The sequence below is a fragment of the Roseiterribacter gracilis genome, assembly GCA_018332375.1.
GTDB classification, from domain to species: domain Bacteria; phylum Pseudomonadota; class Alphaproteobacteria; order BOG-932; family Roseiterribacteraceae; genus Roseiterribacter; species Roseiterribacter gracilis.
This window is the reverse complement of sequence record BOPV01000001.1, coordinates 1,774,611-1,792,753: the sequence shown is the minus strand read 5'-3', so window position 1 is coordinate 1,792,753 and position 18,143 is coordinate 1,774,611. Positions and strand designations below refer to the sequence as shown.

General features: G+C 63.2%; 19 protein-coding genes and 1 tRNA gene. 14 read left to right on the top strand and 6 right to left on the bottom strand.

Annotated features, from left to right (window positions below):
* Nucleotides 1-75: 75 nt before the first annotated feature.
* From TMPK1_RS08935 to TMPK1_RS08920, 4 genes are all read left to right on the top strand, one after another.
* Complete coding sequence (locus TMPK1_RS08935) at nucleotides 76-360, top strand: DUF427 domain-containing protein (RefSeq protein WP_420242634.1); 285 nt, start codon at nucleotides 76-78, stop codon at nucleotides 358-360.
* A complete protein-coding gene (locus TMPK1_RS08930) occupies nucleotides 357-1,820 on the top strand; it encodes an NAD-dependent succinate-semialdehyde dehydrogenase (RefSeq protein WP_420242633.1) in 1,464 nt (487 codons plus the stop codon). The genes TMPK1_RS08935 and TMPK1_RS08930 overlap by 4 nt, the downstream gene beginning before the upstream one ends.
* A 253-nt stretch (nucleotides 1,821-2,073) precedes the next feature.
* Nucleotides 2,074-3,447 (top strand): pyridoxal-phosphate dependent enzyme, encoded by a 1,374-nt coding sequence (locus tag TMPK1_RS08925; protein WP_420242632.1) that lies wholly within the window; start codon nucleotides 2,074-2,076, stop codon nucleotides 3,445-3,447.
* Nucleotides 3,447-4,619: a cystathionine gamma-synthase gene (locus tag TMPK1_RS08920; protein WP_420242631.1), complete on the top strand. Its 1,173-nt coding sequence runs from the start codon at nucleotides 3,447-3,449 to the stop codon at nucleotides 4,617-4,619. The genes TMPK1_RS08925 and TMPK1_RS08920 overlap by 1 nt, the downstream gene beginning before the upstream one ends.
* Nucleotides 4,620-4,643: 24 nt before the next feature.
* Here the strand turns inward: TMPK1_RS08920 and TMPK1_RS08915 are convergent, their stop codons facing one another.
* Complete coding sequence (locus TMPK1_RS08915) at nucleotides 4,644-4,985, bottom strand: hypothetical protein (protein WP_420242630.1); 342 nt, start codon at nucleotides 4,983-4,985, stop codon at nucleotides 4,644-4,646.
* Nucleotides 4,986-5,089: 104 nt separating this feature from the next.
* On the opposite strand from TMPK1_RS08915, the gene gorA reads away from it, so the two are divergent.
* A complete protein-coding gene (gene gorA, locus TMPK1_RS08910; RefSeq protein WP_420242629.1) occupies nucleotides 5,090-6,490 on the top strand; it encodes a glutathione-disulfide reductase in 1,401 nt (466 codons plus the stop codon).
* Nucleotides 6,491-6,526: 36 nt separating this feature from the next.
* Here the strand turns inward: gorA and TMPK1_RS08905 are convergent, their stop codons facing one another.
* Together TMPK1_RS08905 and TMPK1_RS08900 are read right to left on the bottom strand one after the other, a co-directional pair.
* Nucleotides 6,527-6,901 (bottom strand): hypothetical protein, encoded by a 375-nt coding sequence (locus TMPK1_RS08905; RefSeq protein ID WP_420242628.1) that lies wholly within the window; start codon nucleotides 6,899-6,901, stop codon nucleotides 6,527-6,529.
* A 104-nt stretch (nucleotides 6,902-7,005) separates the two neighbouring features.
* Nucleotides 7,006-7,413, bottom strand: a complete 408-nt coding sequence (locus TMPK1_RS08900; RefSeq protein ID WP_420242627.1) for a hypothetical protein — start codon at nucleotides 7,411-7,413, stop codon at nucleotides 7,006-7,008.
* Nucleotides 7,414-7,615: 202 nt separating this feature from the next.
* Between TMPK1_RS08900 and TMPK1_RS08895 the strand changes: the two genes are divergently transcribed.
* From TMPK1_RS08895 to TMPK1_RS08885, 3 genes are all read left to right on the top strand, one after another.
* Entirely contained in the window at nucleotides 7,616-8,992 is a 1,377-nt protein-coding gene (locus TMPK1_RS08895) for a class II 3-deoxy-7-phosphoheptulonate synthase (protein ID WP_420242626.1), read from the top strand.
* Nucleotides 8,989-9,702, top strand: a complete 714-nt coding sequence (locus TMPK1_RS08890; protein ID WP_420242625.1) for a class I SAM-dependent methyltransferase — start codon at nucleotides 8,989-8,991, stop codon at nucleotides 9,700-9,702. Before TMPK1_RS08895 ends, TMPK1_RS08890 begins: the two co-directional genes overlap by 4 nt.
* 107 nt (nucleotides 9,703-9,809) lie before the next feature.
* Complete coding sequence (locus TMPK1_RS08885) at nucleotides 9,810-10,586, top strand: DUF4097 family beta strand repeat-containing protein (RefSeq protein ID WP_420242624.1); 777 nt, start codon at nucleotides 9,810-9,812, stop codon at nucleotides 10,584-10,586.
* Between the two features lie 51 nt (nucleotides 10,587-10,637).
* Here the strand turns inward: TMPK1_RS08885 and TMPK1_RS08880 are convergent, their stop codons facing one another.
* Nucleotides 10,638-11,267: a hypothetical protein gene (locus TMPK1_RS08880; protein ID WP_420242623.1), complete on the bottom strand. Its 630-nt coding sequence runs from the start codon at nucleotides 11,265-11,267 to the stop codon at nucleotides 10,638-10,640.
* A 53-nt stretch (nucleotides 11,268-11,320) separates the two neighbouring features.
* Here TMPK1_RS08880 and TMPK1_RS08875 point away from each other — a divergent pair, with 53 nt between their 5' ends.
* The 5 genes from TMPK1_RS08875 to TMPK1_RS08855 all read left to right on the top strand — a co-directional run bounded on the left by TMPK1_RS08875 (nucleotide 11,321) and on the right by TMPK1_RS08855 (nucleotide 16,737).
* Nucleotides 11,321-12,019 carry an RDD family protein gene (locus TMPK1_RS08875; RefSeq protein ID WP_420242622.1) on the top strand — a complete coding sequence of 233 codons (699 nt, stop codon included), beginning with the start codon at nucleotides 11,321-11,323 and terminating at the stop codon, nucleotides 12,017-12,019.
* On the top strand, nucleotides 12,016-13,365 hold the full coding sequence (gene gltX, locus TMPK1_RS08870) for a glutamate--tRNA ligase (RefSeq protein ID WP_420242621.1): 1,350 nt from the start codon (nucleotides 12,016-12,018) through the stop codon (nucleotides 13,363-13,365). Before TMPK1_RS08875 ends, gltX begins: the two co-directional genes overlap by 4 nt.
* Before the next feature lie 3 nt (nucleotides 13,366-13,368).
* On the top strand, nucleotides 13,369-14,733 hold the full coding sequence (gene cysS / locus TMPK1_RS08865) for a cysteine--tRNA ligase (RefSeq protein ID WP_420242620.1): 1,365 nt from the start codon (nucleotides 13,369-13,371) through the stop codon (nucleotides 14,731-14,733).
* A gap of 36 nt (nucleotides 14,734-14,769) precedes the next feature.
* The gene (locus TMPK1_RS08860) at nucleotides 14,770-16,470 is read left to right on the top strand and encodes an EAL domain-containing protein (protein ID WP_420242619.1); all 1,701 of its coding nucleotides are present in this window, start codon (nucleotides 14,770-14,772) and stop codon (nucleotides 16,468-16,470) included.
* Between the two features lie 111 nt (nucleotides 16,471-16,581).
* The gene (locus TMPK1_RS08855) at nucleotides 16,582-16,737 is read left to right on the top strand and encodes an entericidin A/B family lipoprotein (RefSeq protein WP_420242618.1); all 156 of its coding nucleotides are present in this window, start codon (nucleotides 16,582-16,584) and stop codon (nucleotides 16,735-16,737) included.
* 11 nt (nucleotides 16,738-16,748) lie between these two features.
* Here the strand turns inward: TMPK1_RS08855 and rlmB are convergent, their stop codons facing one another.
* Entirely contained in the window at nucleotides 16,749-17,585 is an 837-nt protein-coding gene (gene rlmB / locus TMPK1_RS08850; RefSeq protein ID WP_420242617.1) for a 23S rRNA (guanosine(2251)-2'-O)-methyltransferase RlmB, read from the bottom strand.
* Nucleotides 17,586-17,679: 94 nt separating this feature from the next.
* A tRNA-Tyr gene (locus TMPK1_RS08845) sits at nucleotides 17,680-17,764 on the bottom strand.
* Nucleotides 17,765-17,856: 92 nt separating this feature from the next.
* Between TMPK1_RS08845 and TMPK1_RS08840 the strand changes: the two genes are divergently transcribed.
* Nucleotides 17,857-18,105 carry an Lrp/AsnC ligand binding domain-containing protein gene (locus TMPK1_RS08840; protein ID WP_420242616.1) on the top strand — a complete coding sequence of 83 codons (249 nt, stop codon included), beginning with the start codon at nucleotides 17,857-17,859 and terminating at the stop codon, nucleotides 18,103-18,105.
* Nucleotides 18,106-18,143 lie beyond the last annotated feature (38 nt).

Sequence of the window (18,143 nt, the reverse complement as noted above, 5' to 3'; positions counted from 1 at the left end):
TCCGGCGGGTCGACCGCTGGACGCGTACCTTCTTGGCACCCATCTTCTGGCCCCGATCGAAGGAGAGAAGCTGGAATGCCGCGCGCACTGTGGAGAGGCCAGGTCCTGGCCGAGAGCGACAAGGTCGAGATCGTCGAGGGCAATCTCTATTTCCCCGTCGAGACGCTGAAGACCGAATTTTTCAAGGACAGTAAAACGACGACCGTGTGCCCGTGGAAGGGTACGGCGAACTACTACGACGTCGTCGTCGACGGCGAAGTGAACAAAGACGCGGCGTGGTTCTATCGCGAACCCAAACGGGCGGCGGCCAATATCGCCGGACATGTCGCCTTCTGGCGCGGCGTTGAGGTCGAGCAGTGAAGACGGGCGTCGTGCCCGGTCTGCGCGACGGCGATCTGCTGCGCGACCGTTGCTATGTCGGCGGTGCATGGATTGGCGCGACCGAGTCGATCCCGGTGGTGAATCCCGCAACCGGCGAAGCGATTTCGTCGGTGCCGAAACTTGGCGCGGACGAAACGCGCCGTGCGATCGAAGCGGCGCATGCTGCGTTCGGATCGTGGCGCAACGAAACCGCCAAAGCACGCGCGATCGTGCTGCGCCGTTGGTTCGACCTGATTGTCGCCAACCAAGACGACCTGGCGCGCATCATGACGGCCGAGCAGGGCAAGCCGCTCGCCGAAGCCAAAGGCGAAATTCTCTACGCCGCCTCGTTCATCGAATGGTTCGCCGAACAGGGCAAGCGCGTCGACGGCGACGTGCTGCAATCGCCGTTGTCCGACAAGCGTATTCTGGTGTTCAAGCAACCGGTCGGCGTCTGCGCGGCAATCACGCCGTGGAATTTTCCCGCCGCGATGATCACGCGCAAAGTCGGCCCCGCGCTGGCGGCCGGTTGCACGATGGTGGTGAAGCCGGCGACGCAAACGCCGCTGACTGCGCTGGCGCTTGGCGTGCTCGCCGAACGCGCTGGTTTGCCGAAAGGCGTGTTGTCGATCGTCACCGGCAGCGCCAAGGCGATCGGCGGTGAAATGACCGGCAACAAGCTGGTCAAGAAGATCACCTTCACCGGATCGACCGAAGTCGGAAAAGAGCTGATGGCGCAGGCCGCCGGCACGATGAAGAAAGTCTCGATGGAACTCGGCGGCAATGCGCCGTTCCTGGTGTTCGACGATGCCGATCTCGATCAGGCGGTGGCGGGTGCGATCGCCTCGAAATTCCGCAACACCGGCCAGACTTGCGTCTGCGCCAACCGCATTCTGGTGCAGGACAGCGTCTACGACGCCTTCGCTGACAAGTTGGCGAAAGAAGTTGCGAAACTCAAAGTCGGCAACGGCTTTGAAGACGGCGTCGGGCAGGGACCGTTGATCGACGAGAAAGCGGTCGAGAAAGTCGAAGAACATATCGCCGACGCGGTCGCGAAAGGCGCCAAGGTGAAACTTGGCGGCAAGCGTCATGCGCTGGGCCGCACCTTCTTCGAGCCGACCTTGCTGACCGATGTCACGCCCGCGATGCAGGTGACGCGCGAAGAAACCTTCGGTCCGGTGGCACCGCTGTTCCGCTTCAAGACTGAAGACGAAGGCGTGGCACTCGCCAACGACACCGAGTTCGGCCTGGCTGCGTATTTTTATGCGCGCGACGTAGCACGCGTGTTCCGCGTCTCCGAGCGGCTCGAAGCCGGCATCGTCGCGGTGAATACCGGCATCATCTCGAACGAGGTGGTACCGTTCGGCGGCGTCAAGGAATCGGGCCTGGGCCGTGAAGGCTCGAAATACGGAATCGACGATTACCTGGCGATCAAATCGGTGACCTTGGGCGGTCTCTGATTTCAATCCCCGCGAAAGCGGGGATCCATTCATTCGCCGCCGCGCACTACGCGGTTCTTTTCGAACTTTGGTCGGCGGCTTGATGGATCCCCGCTTTCGCGGGGGATAAGGCTCGGCTAGTACGAGGGCTCCCTGGGGGAAGTTGGTACGTCGTCGCCGGTTCGAGAACTGGGCGCGACGTGTGGTGCCGGCCTGGCGCGGATGCGCGGCGACACCCGTTCAGCAACCTCTGCCCATTCGGAGTCTACCAACCGTGTCTGCACCCGCACCCGCGATGCTGTCGTTGATCGGCAACACGCCGCTCGTCGAGCTCACCCGTTTCGATACCGGCCCGTGCCGCCTGTTTCTGAAACTCGAAAATGCCAATCCCGCTGGCTCGATCAAAGATCGCGTCGGACGTTCGCTGATCGAAGCAGCTGAACGCGACGGCAAGCTGAAGCCCGGCGGTACGATTGTTGAAGCAACTGCGGGCAATACCGGCCTCGGCCTTGCGCTCGTCGCGGCCGCCAAAGGCTACAAGCTGATCCTGGTAATTCCGGACAAGATGGCGCTCGAGAAAATCGCGCATCTGCGTGCGATGGGCGCCGAGATTCGCATGACGCGCTCGGACGTGGGCAAGGGCCACCCCGAATATTACCAGGACATGGCGCTCAAACTTGCGAGCGAGATTCCCGGTGCGATTTACGTCAATCAGTTCTCCAATCCGGCCAACCCCGAAGCGCACGAAACGACGACGGGACCGGAAATCTGGGAACAGATGAATCACGATGTCGACGCGGTGATTTGCGGCGTCGGATCGGGCGGCACCTTGACTGGCCTCGGCCGTTTCTTCGCGAAACACTCGCCGAAAACCAAAATGGTGTTGGCCGATCCGAAAGGGTCGATCCTCGCCGATCTGGTGAATACGGGAAAACACGGGCCGGCCGGTTCGTGGGCGATCGAAGGAATCGGCGAAGATTTCGTCCCCGACGTTTGCGATCTCAGCTTCACCAACGAAGCGATCACGATCGACGACGGTGAATCGCTGCGCACCGCGCGCGATCTGCTGCAGAAGGAAGGCATTCTGGGTGGCTCGTCGACGGGCACGTTGCTCGCCACCGCGCTGCGCTGGTGCCGCAAACAAACCGAGCCGAAACGCGTCGTCACCTTCGTGTGCGACACCGGCAACAAATATCTGTCGAAACAGTACAGCGACTTCTGGATGGCGGAGCAGGGCTTCCTGCCGCGCAACAGCCGTGGCGACCTGACCGACCTGATTTCACGCCCGCATGAAATCGGCGGCACCGTTGTGGTTGCGCCCGCCGACACGCTGCTGACGGCGTACAAGCGCATGCGCGTCGCTGACGTGAGCCAGCTGCCGGTGTTGGACGACGAAGGCAACATGGTCGGGCTGGTCGATGAAAGCGACGTGCTGATGACCGTGCTCGATGATCCGACGCGCTTCTCGCGCCCGGTTTCGAGCGCCATGACCAAGAACATCGAAACCATCGCGCCCGATGGGCAGATCACCGACCTCTACCGCATCTTCGATCGCGGCTATGTCGCAGTGGTGATGGACAAAGGCAAGTTTCAGGGCCTGATTACGCGCGTCGACCTGCTCAACAATCTCCGCCGGAAGCTGCCGTAATGTCCAAGTCGAACCGCGATCATTTCGCGACGCGTGCCATTCATGCGGGTCAGTCCCCTGATCCGACCACGGGCGCGATCATGACGCCGATTTATGCGACTTCGACCTTCGTGCAGTCGTCGCCCGGCGTGCACAAAGGCTGGGACTATGCGCGCTCGGGAAATCCGACGCGCCAAGCCTATGAACGTTGCATCGCCGATCTCGAAAGCGGCGCGCATGGCTACGCCTTCGCGTCGGGCCTTGCCTGTGCCGCGACGATTCTCGACATGCTCGACGCCGGCTCGCACATCGTTGCGTCCGACGATCTTTATGGTGGGTCGTATCGTCTGTTCGAACGTGTGCGCAAACGCAGCAGCGGCTTGCAGGTCACGTTCGTGGATATGGCTGACACCGCAAACGTCGAGCGCGCAATGCGTCCCGACACCAAAATGATCTGGGTCGAAACCCCGACCAACCCGCTGCTGAAGTTGGCGGACCTGCGCGCAATCGCAGCGATCGCGCGCAAGTTCGGTGCGCTTGCAGTGGCTGACAATACGTTCGCGTCACCGTGGACGCAGCGTCCGCTGGAACATGGCTTCAACATCGTCTGGCATTCGGCCACCAAGTATCTCAACGGCCATAGCGACATGGTCGGCGGCGTTGCCGTTGTCGGCGACGATGCCGAGCTGGCCGAGAAGATGGGCTTTCTGCAGAACGCCGTCGGCGGCATTCAGGGACCGTTCGATTCCTTTCTCGCCTTGCGCGGCTTGAAGACGTTGGCGCTGCGCATGGAGCGTCACGCATCCAACGGACTCGAACTGGCGCGTTGGCTCGAAGCCCATCCCAAAGTTGCGTATGTGCGCTATCCCGGCCTCGCGTCGCATCCGCAGCACGAGATCGCCAAACGGCAGATGCACGGTTTCGGCGGCATGGTGACGGTGGTGCTGAAAGGCGGGTTGGGTGCGGCGAAGACGACGCTCGAACGCACGCGCCTATTCGCGCTGGCCGAGAGTCTCGGCGGCGTCGAAAGCCTGATCGAACATCCGGCGCTGATGACGCACGCATCGATTCCGGCCGAGCAACGCAAGGCGCTCGGAATCGATGACGGGCTTATTCGTCTGTCGGTCGGTGTCGAGGATGTCGAAGATCTGCGCGCCGATCTGGCGCAGGCGCTGGACGCAGCGCCGGGCTGATCAGCCGGTCGTCGGGGCCGGCGTTCAGTAGTTGAACGTCGCGCCCGGACGGCTGTCGATCAGCTTCTTCACCGCGGCGTTGCCGGTCGAGCGGTCGCGCGGGTTGGTGTTGACCTGCGCCAAATCGGCGGCCGGGTCGGTTACGGGGCGCCCGCCAAAGGCCTTGGCCGCCGCTTCTTCGTATTCTTTCTGCTTCTGCGCTTCGATCTTCTTCTTGTCGAAGTCGTTCAGCCGATAGGTCTTGCCCGGAACGATGGTCGTGTCCGGCCGCTGGATCGTCACTTCCGGCTTGGTCGTCTCCTGGGCCCAGGACGGTGAGGCTCCGGCCACGGCAAATGCCGCAATCATCAAGGCCTTCCGCAACATCTGACATCCTCCCGGGTGACTCATAGACGCAACATAGCACGCCTGCGCGCGGTTCCACGGCCGCCGTCTTTGAAATATCCGGGGCCCAGGCCATCTTGGCTCCCATGTCCGACTTCGACTTCGATTATTTCGTCATTGGCGCCGGTTCCGGCGGCGTCCGATCCAGCCGAATCGCCGCCACGCACGGCGCCCGCGTTGGCGTTGCCGAGGATCGCTATCTCGGCGGTACCTGCGTCAATGTCGGCTGCGTGCCCAAAAAGATCCTGTCGATCGGCGCGCATGTGCGCGACGAGCTGCAGGATGCGCGTGGCTATGGCTGGACGATCCCGCCCGCAGCGCACGATTGGGCGACGCTGATCGCCAACAAGGATGCCGAGATCCAGCGTCTCAACGACGTCTATCGCGGCCTGCTCGACCGCGCCGGCGTCAAACTGTTCGAAGCGCATGCGTCGTTCATCGATCCGCACACGCTGAAAGTCGGCGACAAACAGGTCACCGCGAAAAACATTCTGATCGCCAGCGGCAGCTGGCCGATGGTGCCGAACATACCGGGCGCCGAATTGGGCTTTACCTCGAACGAAGCCTTTTATCTGCCGACATTGCCGAAACGCGTGCTGATCGTCGGCGGGGGATACGTCGCGGTCGAATTCGCTGCGATCTTCCACGGGCTTGGCAGTCACGTGACGCAGATCCATCGCGGCACGTCATTCCTGACGTCGTTCGATGCCGATCTCGGTACCTTCCTCGCGGCGCAGATGATTCACGACGGAATCGATTTGCGCTTTCACACCATTCCTGAGCGTCTGGAAAAGACCGCATCGGGCAGCATCCGCGTGACCTTGAACGACGGCGAGCCGCTCGAAGTCGACGGCGTATTGTGGGCGACGGGCCGACGGCCGCGGCTGGATGGGCTGAACATTGAAAAGTCGGGCGTCACCGTCGACGTCACCGGGTCGATTCCGATCGACCACGATCATCGCACCAACGTGCCGCATATCTTCGCGATCGGCGACGTCGTCGAACGTTATGCGCTGACGCCGGTCGCGATCGCGCAGGGACACGTGCTGGCCGATCTTCTGTTTGGCAACAAACAGCGCTCGGTCGATTACGACAACGTGCCGACCGCGATTTTCTCAACCCCGCCGATCGGCACAGTGGGCCTCAGCGAAGCAAAAGCGTTCGAGCGCTATCACGGCGGTATCGACGTCTACAAAAGCGAATTCCGCCCGTTGCGCCACACGATGACGGGGCGGCAACGCCGTACGTTGATGAAGCTGCTGGTCGATCGCGCTACCGACAAAGTTGTCGGCGTGCATATGGTCGGTGAAGACGCGCCGGAAATTCTGCAAGGATTTGCAGTGGCGTTGAATGCCGGAGCGACGAAAGCGGATTTCGATCGCACGATCGGCATTCACCCGACCGCGGCCGAAGAATTCGTCACGATGCGTACGCCCTCCCAGCCCGCCGCGCGCAGCGGCGTGACGGGCGGGAAAGCGATTGGCTAGTTTTTCGTCGCCCAATTTCCCGAGGGAAATTGTTGGCTAGCGTGTAATCGTGCGTTCGGTCGTCGTCTCTTTGGTGACGACCGGCGCAGCCGGCACAAGGACCGGCGGCGCGACGACGACGGGGGCCGGCACGACGGTCGTCGTCGTGGTTTCCGTCTTCTCATAGCTCGACGAGGTTTGCGGTTCCGGCGTGCTGCTGCCGGTGCTGGTCGTCGCCTTCTTTTTCACCGCCGCGACTTTCTTCTTCGCGGGCGCGGCTTTCTTCTTCACCACCGGCGGCTTGGTTTTCGTCGTGGTGGTTTCGGTTTCGACCGTCTCGGTCGTGGTGGTGGTGATCTGCGCCAGCGCAGGCGTGGCAAGCCACGCGGTTGCGACACCGGCCAGAAGCACCAAGCGGATGCTGCTGCGCATGGGGAATTCTCCTTGGTTTGCGTGTGGAGAACGCCGCAGCGACAAAAATGTGCCCGGCCGCACGAAGCGGCCGGGCAGGCTTACGGCAACGGGAGCTGGTTGCCTTACTTTTTCGCAGTCGTGGTGGTGGTTTCGACTTTGGTCTCGGCAGTCTTGCTTTCGACCTTGCCTTCGACCTTCGCGGCCGGGGCCGCCGCTTCGGTCTTGGTCACGGTCGAGGCGATCGGCTTGCCATCAACCTTGGTCGTGGTTTCGACCTTGGCGGCGGGCTGCGCCGGCGTGGTCACCGTGCTGGCGGTCTTGCCGTCGACTTTGGTCGTGGTTTCGACTTTCGCCGCCGGCTTGGCGGTTTCGGTCGTCTTGGTTTCAACCGTCTTCGCAGTGGTCTCAGTCGTCACGGCCTTGGCGGCCGGAACCGGCACTGATGGCGTTGCCGCACCGGTCGCCTGCTCGGCGAAGGCCGGGGCGCTCGCGGCCAAAACCAGGGCAGTGGCGGCGAGAAGCGAACGCATCGTGTGAGTCATGAGCGGATCAAACCTCTGTTCAAAGGGCGCCCGATGCGCCCGGTGAAGAGGAAGCTCGTGCGTAGAACAGGCGGCGCGAGGTTAATTCCAAGGTTTCTTCGGGGCACATGAAGGCGGATCGAAGGCGTGCGTTTGGACGCGCCGCGCGGCGTCCTGTACGATCCCGGCCTGACCTTTAGGACGTTGTACGATGAACGAGCGCTGGACCCCCGATAGCTGGAAAGCCCGCCAAGCCGACCAGCAGCCAATCTACGAAGACGCCGCTGCACTTGCGCGCGTCGAGCAGACGTTGTCGGTTTATCCGCCACTGGTTTTTGCGGGCGAAGCGCGCCGTCTGAAAGCTCAGCTCGCACGCGTTGCGAACGGGCAGGCGTTTTTGATGCAAGGCGGCGACTGCGCCGAAAGCTTTGCCGAGTTTCATCCCAACGCAATTCGCGACACGTTCCGCGTGCTGCTGCAGATGGCGGTGACACTGACCTTCGCCGGACAGATGCCGGTGGTGAAGATCGCGCGCATGGCTGGACAGTTCGCCAAGCCGCGTTCGTCGCCGGTCGAAGTGCAGGATGGTGTCGAGCTGCCGGTTTATCGCGGCGACATCGTCAACGGCCTCGAATTCGAACCCGCGTCGCGACGCCCCGACCCGGAACGGATGGTGCGCGCCTACAACCAGGCGGCTGCGACGCTGAACTTGCTGCGTGCTTTCGCGCAAGGCGGTTACGCCGATCTGCAGCAGGTGCATCGCTGGACGTTGGGCTTCGTCGAGAAAAGCGCGCAGGGCAAACGCTACGAAGCGCTGGCGGGCCAGATCGATTCCGCGCTCGCCTTCATGGCTGCGTGCGGCATCACCGGCGAGACGACGCCGCAGATTCGCGAAACCGACGTCTTCACCAGCCACGAAGCGTTGTTGTTGCCCTACGAACAGGCGCTGACACGCGTCGATAGCACGACCGGTGATTGGTACGACGTCGCGGCGCATTTCGTCTGGATCGGCGATCGCACGCGCAAGATCGACGGTGCGCATGTCGAATTCTGCCGCGGCATCAAAAATCCAATCGGTCTCAAATGCGGCCCGTCAATGAGCGGTGACGAGTTGATCCGTTTGATCGACGTGCTGAACCCGGCCAACGAGCCCGGCCGCTTGACGTTGATTGCGCGCATGGGCGCCGACAAAGCGACAGAAAAACTGGCGCCGCTGCTGCGCCGCGTGCGCGCTGAAGGGCGTTCGGTTGCATGGGTGTCGGATCCGATGCACGGCAACACGATCAAATCGTCGACCGGCTACAAAACGCGTCCGTTCGAACGGATCCTCTCGGAAGTGCGCAGCTTCTTCGCCGCCCACGCCGCAGAAGGGACCCATCCCGGCGGCGTGCATTTCGAAATGACGGGCCAGGACGTCACCGAATGCACCGGTGGCGCGCAGGCGATCGACGATAAGGGGCTGTCGCTGCGCTATCACACCCATTGCGATCCGCGTCTCAACGGCGCGCAGGCCTTGGAGTTAGCTTTCTTGATTGCGGAAGAGCTGCAAAACCGCCGTGCCAATCAAGCTGCCACCGAGGCTGCGTGAGCGCGCCGGTTCAGCCTGTTTTGACCGACGTCTATGAAGGCGTCGACAATCTCGAAGCGATGCAGGAGGCGGTCAATTACAACGACTTCCTCGCACGCGAGGTGGCGCGCGAAGCATTGCCCGGACGCCTCATCGTCGATTTCGGTGCCGGCGTCGGTACGTTTGCGCGGCCGCTGCATCAACGCGGCCTGAATATCATCTGCGTCGAGAACGACATGCGTCTTGGTGCGCGGTTGAAGAGCGAAGGTATGCGCGTCGAGCCGGAGATCGGTGCGCTGCCCGATGCGTCGATCGACTATCTCTATTCGCTCAATGTGCTCGAACATGTCGAAGACGATGCGTCGTGCGTTGCGGCTTGGTACGCCAAGCTGAAACCCGGCGCGCCGCTGTTGCTTTATGTGCCAGCCTTCATGGTCCTCTATTCCGAGATGGACCGCCGCATCGGACATTTCCGCCGCTACAAGCGCACGCCGCTGGTTGCGCTGTTGCGGCAAGCGGGCTTTCGCATCGAGCGCGATACCTATGTCGACTCGCTTGGCTTTTTCGCCTCGCTAGGCCTGCGATTTTTCGATCGGTCGGGCGGAGTGCTGAACCCCAAAACGGTGCGCCTCTATGACCGGATCGGGTTTCCGCTCAGCCGGCTGATGGACGTGTTTGTCGGCCCGTTCTTTGGCAAGAACGTACTGATCCGGGCGGTAAAACCCCGCTGAGGATTGGCTTTCGTGGCACACAAGCCGCGCAACCCCTGCCGCAGTAACAGTTCGTCGCCCTTTTGGCTTTGACCTGTGCCCGGGGCCGGGGCGAGGTTCGGGGCATGATGCTGTCCCGTCTTTTCCTTCTTTCGACCGCCGCACTTGTGCTGGTCGTTTCCGCCGCCCGCGCCGACGAAGCGCGCACGATCTTCGACGAGAAAGTTGCGCCGGGCGTTTCGTTCAAACTCACCAACGTGACCGGCGACGTGAAAGTCGGACGCTCGTCGACTGACAAGCTGCAGATCATTGCGCAGGTCATTCCGTCGGGTTCGAACGCGCCGCACATCGTGCCGACCGTGCAAAAAGGCGACGGTTGGATTGCGGTCTGTTCGCGCGACGTCGACTCGCGTCCCGAACCGGTTTGTACCGGCGAAGTGCACCGCGAATGGAGCAAGGGTCGCAACGACTCAACGCGCGTCGATTACACGGTCGCGATCCCCGACGGTCTCGCAACCAAGATCGTGAACGTGAACGGTCAGATCATCGCGAAAGGCGTGCGCGCCGATCTCGATGCGGTGAACGTCAACGGCAATGTCGAGTTGGAAACGACCGGCCCGGCCAAGGCAGTGACCGTCAACGGTTCGGTCAAGGCGATCGCGGGCAAGGTCGACGGCAAAACCAAATTCGCCACCGTCAACGGCGACATCGACGTGACCCTGCCGCCCAATTGCGACACGGAAATTTCGGCTTCGACCACGCACGGCACGATCGTGTCCGACCTGCCGCTCAAGCGGCACGAAATCGGCCCGCTTGCCTCGGCGAAAGGCACGCTGGGTTCGGGCACGTCGCAACTCTCGGCGGCGACGGTCAACGGCGATATCAAACTGAAACAGTCGAAGTAATTCGACTGCGAGGTCCCGGCGCGGTCCCGATGCCCGCGCCGGGATTTTCTTTTAGCGGCCGAGACCGCGCAGCATCTCGCGCATCGCACCATCGACTTTCATCACATTCATGTTCGCGGGCACTTCGAACAGGTTCGGGTCTTGCGGCCCGCGTTTGATGTTCGCCAACAACATGCGCACCGGTTGCGCGCGTCCGGCGTCCGTCGCAGTGCCGTCGATCTTGACCAGAATGCCGCTGTCGGTCGCCCAGACATCGCCTTCGAAGCGCGAGTTCTTGACCACTTCGCCGGCCAGCCGATAGCGCGTCACAGGCAGGCCCGCGATGGTTTCGCGACCGCGCGGCGTTGCTTCGATCCGGTAGAGCCGGTTGAGGTCGACGCCCAGCTCGGGGGCGTTCAGCTCGACTTCCAGCGCGACGCCGAATCCCGCCTGCAGCAGCCAGGCCCGGCCGCGATCGGGCCGGACGAGGAAGGTCTGGCGGCCGTAATTCGTGTCGATCGTGCGCAATTCGCGGCCCCGATCGTGCCGCACGGTCCCGGGAAGATGCGTCGATCCGACATCGAGCGCGACGTCGGCGGCATAGGAATCGGCCGGTGCGGGCAGGGTCGCCGCCCGCGCCGGGCCCCCGAAAAAGACCAGGGCGGCAAGCAAAAAGGCGGAAAAACGTAAGCAGGACTGCATCGCGGAAGCCTACATGGAGTGGGTGGGCGGAGTTGTGGCAAAGTCGCCAACGCATGAACGAGGCACTTGCGCAGTCCGTTGCGGCGGAAATCCCCGACCCGCGGCGTGAGCTCTATTATTACGTCATTCTCGACGGCGAGAGTGTCGGCCCGCTTTCGGCCGGCGAAATCGCCGAGCTGGCAACGGCTGGCCGCGTAGCGCCGACCACGCGCGCCTGGCACGAAGAGCTCGATCACTGGATCGAAATCGGCCGCATGCCGGAACTGGTCGCGGTGGCGCCGGGCCTGGCCCTGGCCGACCTGCCGGTCTCGGGACCGACCTTCGATGCGCCGCTGGCAAATTTCGGCCGGCGCTTTGCCGCGGGTGCGATCGATACGCTGCTGGTCTATCTGATCGTGACGCCGCTATTCCTGGTCGTGCCGCCGCTCAATTCGATCTGGGAGGCGCTGCTGACCGAAGATGCGTCGTTGCGCGACCAGCTGATCTTTCTGGCGACGATGACCGCGCTTTCGGCGCTGTACTACATTCCGCCGCTTTGGCTCGCGAACGGCCAAACGATCGGGTATTTGGCTCTTCGTCTTCGCCTCGTCGATGAACGTACGCGCAGCGTGCCGTCGCCGTGGCAGCTTCTTCTCTGGTGTGCAGCGACCTCGCTGCTGTTCGTGGGGTGGATCTTGTACTTTCTCGATGCGCGTCGGCGCATGTTGCACAACGTCCTCTCGCGCACGGTTGTCGTGCGCGCGACCACATGAGCGTCAAGGTACGCTTCGCGCCCAGCCCCACCGGTCGTCTGCATGTCGGCAACGCGCGGTTGGCGCTGGTCAACTTCCTGTTCGCGCGCGCGCAGAACGGGGTGTTCCAGCTGCGCATGGACGACACCGACACGGAACGGTCGACGCTCGACAACGAGCAGGCGATCCAGCGCGATCTCGCGTGGTTCGGGCTCAAGCACGATGAATTCGCACGCCAGTCGGATCGGCTCGATCGCTACGACGCGGCTGCCGAAACGCTGCGCGTGTCGGGACGACTCTATCCGGCTTACGAAACCGCCGAGGAATTGTCGCTCAAGCGCAAGGCGCAGCTCGCAGCCGGCAAGCCGCCGCGCTACGACCGCGCCGCGTTGCGTTTGACCGACGCCGAACGCGCGCAGCTTGAAGCGAGCGGGCGCAAGCCGCATTGGCGTTTCCGTCTCGACGACGCGGCGCATGAATGGGACGACATCGTGCACGGGCCGACGCGCGTCGCTGGCAGCGATCTGTCGGATCCGGTGTTGCTGCGCGAAGACGGACGGCCGCTCTACACCTTGTCGTCGGTCGTCGACGATCTCGAATTCGGCATCACCCATGTTATTCGCGGCGAAGATCACCTGACCAATACGGCGGCGCAGATTCAGCTGTTCGAAGCGCTGGGCGGCCGCGGCAGCGTTCCAACCTTCGCGCATCTGTCGCTGCTGACCGATGCCGGCGGCGGCAAGTTGTCGAAACGCGCCGGCGCCTTGTCGCTGGAATCGATGCGCGACGACGATGGGATCGAACCGTTGGCGCTGGCGTCGCTGCTGGCACGGCTCGGCACCTCCGATCCGGTCGAGCCGCGCACCAGCCTGCGCCAGATCATCGAAGGTTTCGACATTAGCCGGTTCGGCCGCGCCGCAGCGCGTTTCGACGAAGAAGACCTGCTGCGCATCAATGCGCGCGTGCTGCATGCGCTGTCCTACGACGCGATCGCGCCGCGCCTGGCCGCGTTGAATCTGCAGGGCGTCGACGCTGCGTTCTGGGAGGCGGTGCGGCCGAATTTGGCGCGCTTCGACGAGCTTGCGACGTGGTGGTCGGTGGCGCAGGGCCCAATCGCACCGGTGATCGAAGAGCCCGCCTTTGCGGCCGACGCAGCGACCGTGCTCGCCGACGAGAAGTTCGATGCCGACATTTGGTCGCGTTGGACGGCGGCGTTGAAAACCAGCACCGGCCGCAGCGGCAAGATGCTGTTCCGCCCGTTGCGTTTGGCGCTGACCGGTCGCGAACACGGGCCGGAATTGAAGATCCTGTTGCCGTTGATTGGTCGCGATCGTGCACTGGCGCGGTTGCGCGGCGAAACCGCATAGACCATGCAGATTCAGCTTTACGACACGCTGACGCGTGCCAAACGTCCGTTCGTCCCGATCGATCCGACGAATGTGCGTATGTATGTCTGCGGGCCGACCGTTTATGACCGCGCCCATATCGGCAACGCGGTGCCGGTTGTCGTGTTCGACCAGCTGTTCCGTCTGCTGCGCGAAGTGTACGGCGAAGCGCACGTTACCTTCGCGACCAACGTCACCGACATCGATGACAAGATCATCGAACGCGCGGCGGCTAACGGCGAACCGATCGAAGCGCTGACGACGCGCATGCTCGACCATTACGTTGCCGACATGGGCGGGCTGCATGTGCTGCCGCCGTCGCTGCGCCCGTTTGCGACCAAGCACGTGCCGCACATGATCGCGATGATCGAGCGGCTGATTGCGCAAGGTCATGCCTACGAAGCCGAAGGCCACGCGCTGTTCGACGTGTCGTCGATGCCGGCCTATGGCCGTCTGTCGGGACGCACGCTCGACGAGCAGATTGCCGGCGCGCGCGTCGAAGTCGCACCGTTCAAGCGCAATCCGCAGGACTTCGTGTTGTGGAAGCCGTCAACGCCGGAGATGCCGGGGTGGGAGAGTCCTTGGGGAAGGGGTCGTCCAGGCTGGCACATCGAATGCTCGGCGATGATCGAGGCGTTGTTCGGTACGACATTCGACATTCACGGCGGCGGTATCGATCTCGCATTTCCGCATCACGAAAACGAGCTCGCGCAATCGACTTGCGCGCATGACGGTGCGCCGTTTGCGAATTACTGGATGCACAACGGTCACCTGACCGTGAACGGCACCAAGATGTCGAAGTCGCTCGGCAATTTCCGGCTGGTCACCGACTACGCGCAGAATTTTCCCGGCGAAGCAGTGCGGCTTGCGTTGCTGATGGGACATTACCGCCAGCCGTTCGATTTCAGCGATGCGCGCGTCGAAGAAGCGAAGAAAAAGCTCGATCGCTGGTATCGCGCCGCCGAGGTCGCATTCGCGGACGATACGCCGCGCGGCGACACCGCGCCGGTGCTTGCGGCGCTTGCCGACGATTTGAACACGCCGGCCGCTATCGCAGCGATCGACCGTGCCGTGGCCGCGTCGTTTGCATGCGAAGACGCCGCAGCCGCCGCGGTGCGCGACAGCGCCCGTTTGCTCGGATTGCTGCAATCGACGCCTGAAGCGTGGTTCCGCTGGACGCCGACGGGCGCATCGCTGGACGAATCGGCGATCGAAGCCCGGATTGCCGCCCGTGCCGAAGCCCGCGCAAAGCGGGATTTCGCCGAAGCGGATCGCGTGCGCAAAGAGCTCGCAGACGCCGGAATTGTCCTAGAAGACAACGCACAAGGGACGATCTGGCGCCGAACTTAATGCCGCGTTTACCCGTGGGAGGCACCGTGCCCCTCTATGGCGCCGCAAGACCCCAAGCGCGAACGCGCACGATTCGTAGCCACCGCCTTCGCGCGAGCTGACCTGCTCCTGGAATTGGATGCGCAGGGCCGGATCTCGTATGCGCTGGGCGCGGCATCGTGGGCAGTCGGTCGCGGCGCCGAGGAGCTGATCGGCAAGACGCTCGATGAGATTTTCGCGCCTGGCAGCAGCAAAGTGCGCGACACGATCCGCCTCGCCGCACAGCAGGGCCGTCGTCTGCGGCCCGAACGCGTGTTGTTGCGCCGTGCCGGCGGTTTCACCCGCGCCAACATTGCGGGCTTTCCGGTCCCCGACGCGCCGGGAAATTTCGCGCTGTCGATCGCGCATGAAGAAGAAGAGCCGGTGGCAACGCCGGCCAACGAAGTACAGCGCTCGCCGGAAACCGGTCTGCGCGAACCGGCGTCGTTTGCCGCTGACGCAACCGCTGCAATCAAGGCAGCGCGCGATCGTGGCGAAGACGTCAAGCTGACACTGGTCGAGGCGCCGGGCGTCACGGCACTCAAGAACAGCATGACCGTTGCCGCCGGCAGCGAGTTCATGCAGCAGGTCGGCGCCTTCCTGAAGGCGGGCTCGGTCGGCGGCGATACGGCAAGCCAGGTCGCGGACGACAAGTTCAGCGTGCTGCACGGCACCGGCGTCGACGGCAACGTGCTGGCTGCGGGCATCGCTGAACTGGCGAAAGCGCACGACCCCAAAGGCAAAGGCATCGTCGCCAAAGCCTATGCGCTGAAACTCGACGACGTCGATATGTCGAGCCCCGACGTCGCACGCGCCGTTGCGTTTGCGGTGTCGCGTTTCGCCGAGGCGCAGGACGGTGAGTTCTCGCTCGACTCGCTCAGCTCTTCGATCGAAGAGCTGGTCGAAAAGACGGTCAAAGACGTGGCGCAGTTCCGTGGCGCGCTGGCGGGACAAGGCTTCAGCCTAGTGTTCCAGCCGATTGTCGATCTCGCAACCGAACAGCCGCTCTATCAAGAAGCGCTGACGCGTTTGCAGGACGGTTCGTCGCCGTTCCGCATGGTGACCTTCGCCGAAGAGATCGGCGTCATCGCCGAACTCGACCAGTCGGTCGTGACGCAAGTGCTGACGATGCTCGACAAGGATCCATCGATCCTCGACATCACCGCCAACGTTTCGGCGCGCTCGCTGCAAAGCGCTGCCTTTTCGAACGAACTGGAAAAACTGCTCGAACGGTTCCCCGATGCGCGTCAGCGCATGCTGATCGAAGTCACCGAATCCAAGCGCATCGCCAATTTCGACTTCACCGCCAAAGTGCTCGAGCGGATCCGCAAGTTGAAAGTGCGCGTCTGTCTCGACGATTTCGGGGCTGGTGCAACGACCTTCGAATATCTGCGCTTGCTGCCGTTCGACGTCGTCAAAATCGACGGCGGATACATCAAGGATCTCGGCGACAATCTGCGCGACCGCGCGTTTGTTCGCGCCATGGCCGAACTGTCGAAGGAACTCGGGCTGGTGACGGTTGCCGAGTGGGTCGAAGCGCGCAAACAAGCCGACGTGCTGAAGACGTTGGGCGTGCAACGCGGGCAGGGCTTCTTGTTCGGCCGCGCGGCCGAGAAGCCGCTGCGCAAGCCGGGCTTCGTTGAATCCGACAATGTCGCCGCCGCCGATGCGCGGGTCGACAAGCTTCGCCGGCAGGCTGTGGCCCCAAAACGGCGCTGAGGCGCCAGCCTCGATAATTTTACGTAGCGAATACGCGGAACCGAATCATGGTTTGCGCGGTTTTGCCCTCGTCCGCATGACGCGGAGCCATTCAAGGACGAGGTATTTCCGATGAATTCGAAGAAGTTTCCCGCGTTGGCCGCGTTGGTCCTGATCGCCGCGTCGCTGGGTCTGTCGGCCTGCAACACGATGGAAGGCGCCGGCAAAGACGTGTCGGCAGCAGGCAAGGGCCTGACCAAGGAAGCCGACAAGAACAAAGGCTACTAAGCCAAATCGATTTAGCTGCGGCGGCGCGCGACCTCGTAGAGCGCGACCGCCGCGGCATTCGATACGTTGAGTGACGCGATCGGTGGCTGTGTCGGCAGCTTCGCCAGGTGATCGCACGTCTCGGCGACCAGGCGACGAATGCCGTCGCCTTCTGCACCAAGCACCAGTGCGACTTTTCCGGTCAGCGGCACTTCGGCCAGCGTCGCCGTCGCTTGCTCAGCCAGGCCGACACAAACAAACCCAGCTTCTTTCAGCTCTTCCAATGCGCGCGTCAGATTGGTCGCGTGCGCCATCGGCACATGTTCGACGGCGCCCGACGCAACCTTCGCCAACGTGCCGGTGATCGGCGGCGCGTGGCGCGTCTGTACGATCACGCCGGCGGCGCCGAACGCAGCCGCCGAACGCAGGATCGCGCCGACATTGTGCGGGTCGGTGATCTGGTCGAGCACCAGCAGCAACGACGATGCAGTTTCGTGCGTCGCAACGAGGAGATCTTCGACGCCCAGCTCGGGCATCTGACCGGGATCGAGCGCCAGCCCCTGATGCACCGCACCGGGGGGCAGGGCGCGTTCGATTTCGGTCCGGTCGACGATTCGCGGCACCGGCCGCTTGATCCGCTTGGCGCCGGCCTCGGCCATCGCCGGACCCAGCGCCGCCAGCCCGGCTTCGGTGGCGAGCAGCGAGACGGGATGCCGCGCCGGGTTGCGCCAGGCCTCGGCGACCGCGTGCAGCCCATAGAGGAAATGCGCGTGGCCAGCGCTCTGCCGTGCCGCGCCGTGATGGGCGGGGCGGCCTTGCGGCGGCTGGTTCTGATGGGGCGGACGTTTCGGGGGCGGGCGGCGGTTCATGGGATCTGTACCGGTCCTCCTACGCTAAAGCTTCGGAGGACAACCTTCGCCTTGTTCAAGGTGGCCTGCCAACCGAAGCCCGCAGGGCGAAGGTTGGTGGAAGGGGCTGGATTCGAACCAGCGTACGCTATGCGGGCAGATTTACAGTCTGCTGCCTTTAACCACTCGGCCACCCTTCCGCCGGAGGGCGCGATGTAGAGGTTTGGCCTGGATCAAGTCAAGCGGGTGTGGGGTGCTGGATCCCTGCATCCGTGAGGAGTAGGGAGACCCCATGCACACGCTCTTTGTTTTCGTTCAGTGCGAACTCGGACGTACCTACGACGTCGCGGCCAAGCTGGTCGACGAGATCGAGGGCGTCGCCGAAGTCTATTCAATCTCGGGCGAGTACGACCTGCTGGTGAAAGCACATCCGCCGGCCGATGCCGGCGTGTTCGTGACGCAGATCTTGCAGCGCGTTCCCGGCGTGCAACGCACCTCGACGGTGCTTGCCTTCAACGCCTTCACGCCGAGCGGAATTTAGCGCCGCAGGCGCTCCCGGATTTCAATTCTTGAACTGAA

Coding starts and splice junctions, on each gene's coding strand:
- TMPK1_RS08935 (WP_420242634.1), top strand. CDS start 76: ATGCCGCGCGCACTGTGGAGAGGCCAGGTCCTGGCCGAGAGCGACAAG.
- TMPK1_RS08920 (WP_420242631.1), top strand. CDS start 3,447: ATGTCCAAGTCGAACCGCGATCATTTCGCGACGCGTGCCATTCATGCG.
- TMPK1_RS08915 (WP_420242630.1), bottom strand. CDS start 4,985: ATGTTGCGGAAGGCCTTGATGATTGCGGCATTTGCCGTGGCCGGAGCC.
- gorA (WP_420242629.1), top strand. CDS start 5,090: ATGTCCGACTTCGACTTCGATTATTTCGTCATTGGCGCCGGTTCCGGC.
- TMPK1_RS08905 (WP_420242628.1), bottom strand. CDS start 6,901: ATGCGCAGCAGCATCCGCTTGGTGCTTCTGGCCGGTGTCGCAACCGCG.
- TMPK1_RS08900 (WP_420242627.1), bottom strand. CDS start 7,413: ATGCGTTCGCTTCTCGCCGCCACTGCCCTGGTTTTGGCCGCGAGCGCC.
- TMPK1_RS08895 (WP_420242626.1), top strand. CDS start 7,616: ATGAACGAGCGCTGGACCCCCGATAGCTGGAAAGCCCGCCAAGCCGAC.
- TMPK1_RS08885 (WP_420242624.1), top strand. CDS start 9,810: ATGCTGTCCCGTCTTTTCCTTCTTTCGACCGCCGCACTTGTGCTGGTC.
- TMPK1_RS08880 (WP_420242623.1), bottom strand. CDS start 11,267: ATGCAGTCCTGCTTACGTTTTTCCGCCTTTTTGCTTGCCGCCCTGGTC.
- TMPK1_RS08875 (WP_420242622.1), top strand. CDS start 11,321: ATGAACGAGGCACTTGCGCAGTCCGTTGCGGCGGAAATCCCCGACCCG.
- gltX (WP_420242621.1), top strand. CDS start 12,016: ATGAGCGTCAAGGTACGCTTCGCGCCCAGCCCCACCGGTCGTCTGCAT.
- cysS (WP_420242620.1), top strand. CDS start 13,369: ATGCAGATTCAGCTTTACGACACGCTGACGCGTGCCAAACGTCCGTTC.
- TMPK1_RS08860 (WP_420242619.1), top strand. CDS start 14,770: ATGGCGCCGCAAGACCCCAAGCGCGAACGCGCACGATTCGTAGCCACC.
- TMPK1_RS08855 (WP_420242618.1), top strand. CDS start 16,582: ATGAATTCGAAGAAGTTTCCCGCGTTGGCCGCGTTGGTCCTGATCGCC.
- rlmB (WP_420242617.1), bottom strand. CDS start 17,585: ATGAACCGCCGCCCGCCCCCGAAACGTCCGCCCCATCAGAACCAGCCG.
- TMPK1_RS08840 (WP_420242616.1), top strand. CDS start 17,857: ATGCACACGCTCTTTGTTTTCGTTCAGTGCGAACTCGGACGTACCTAC.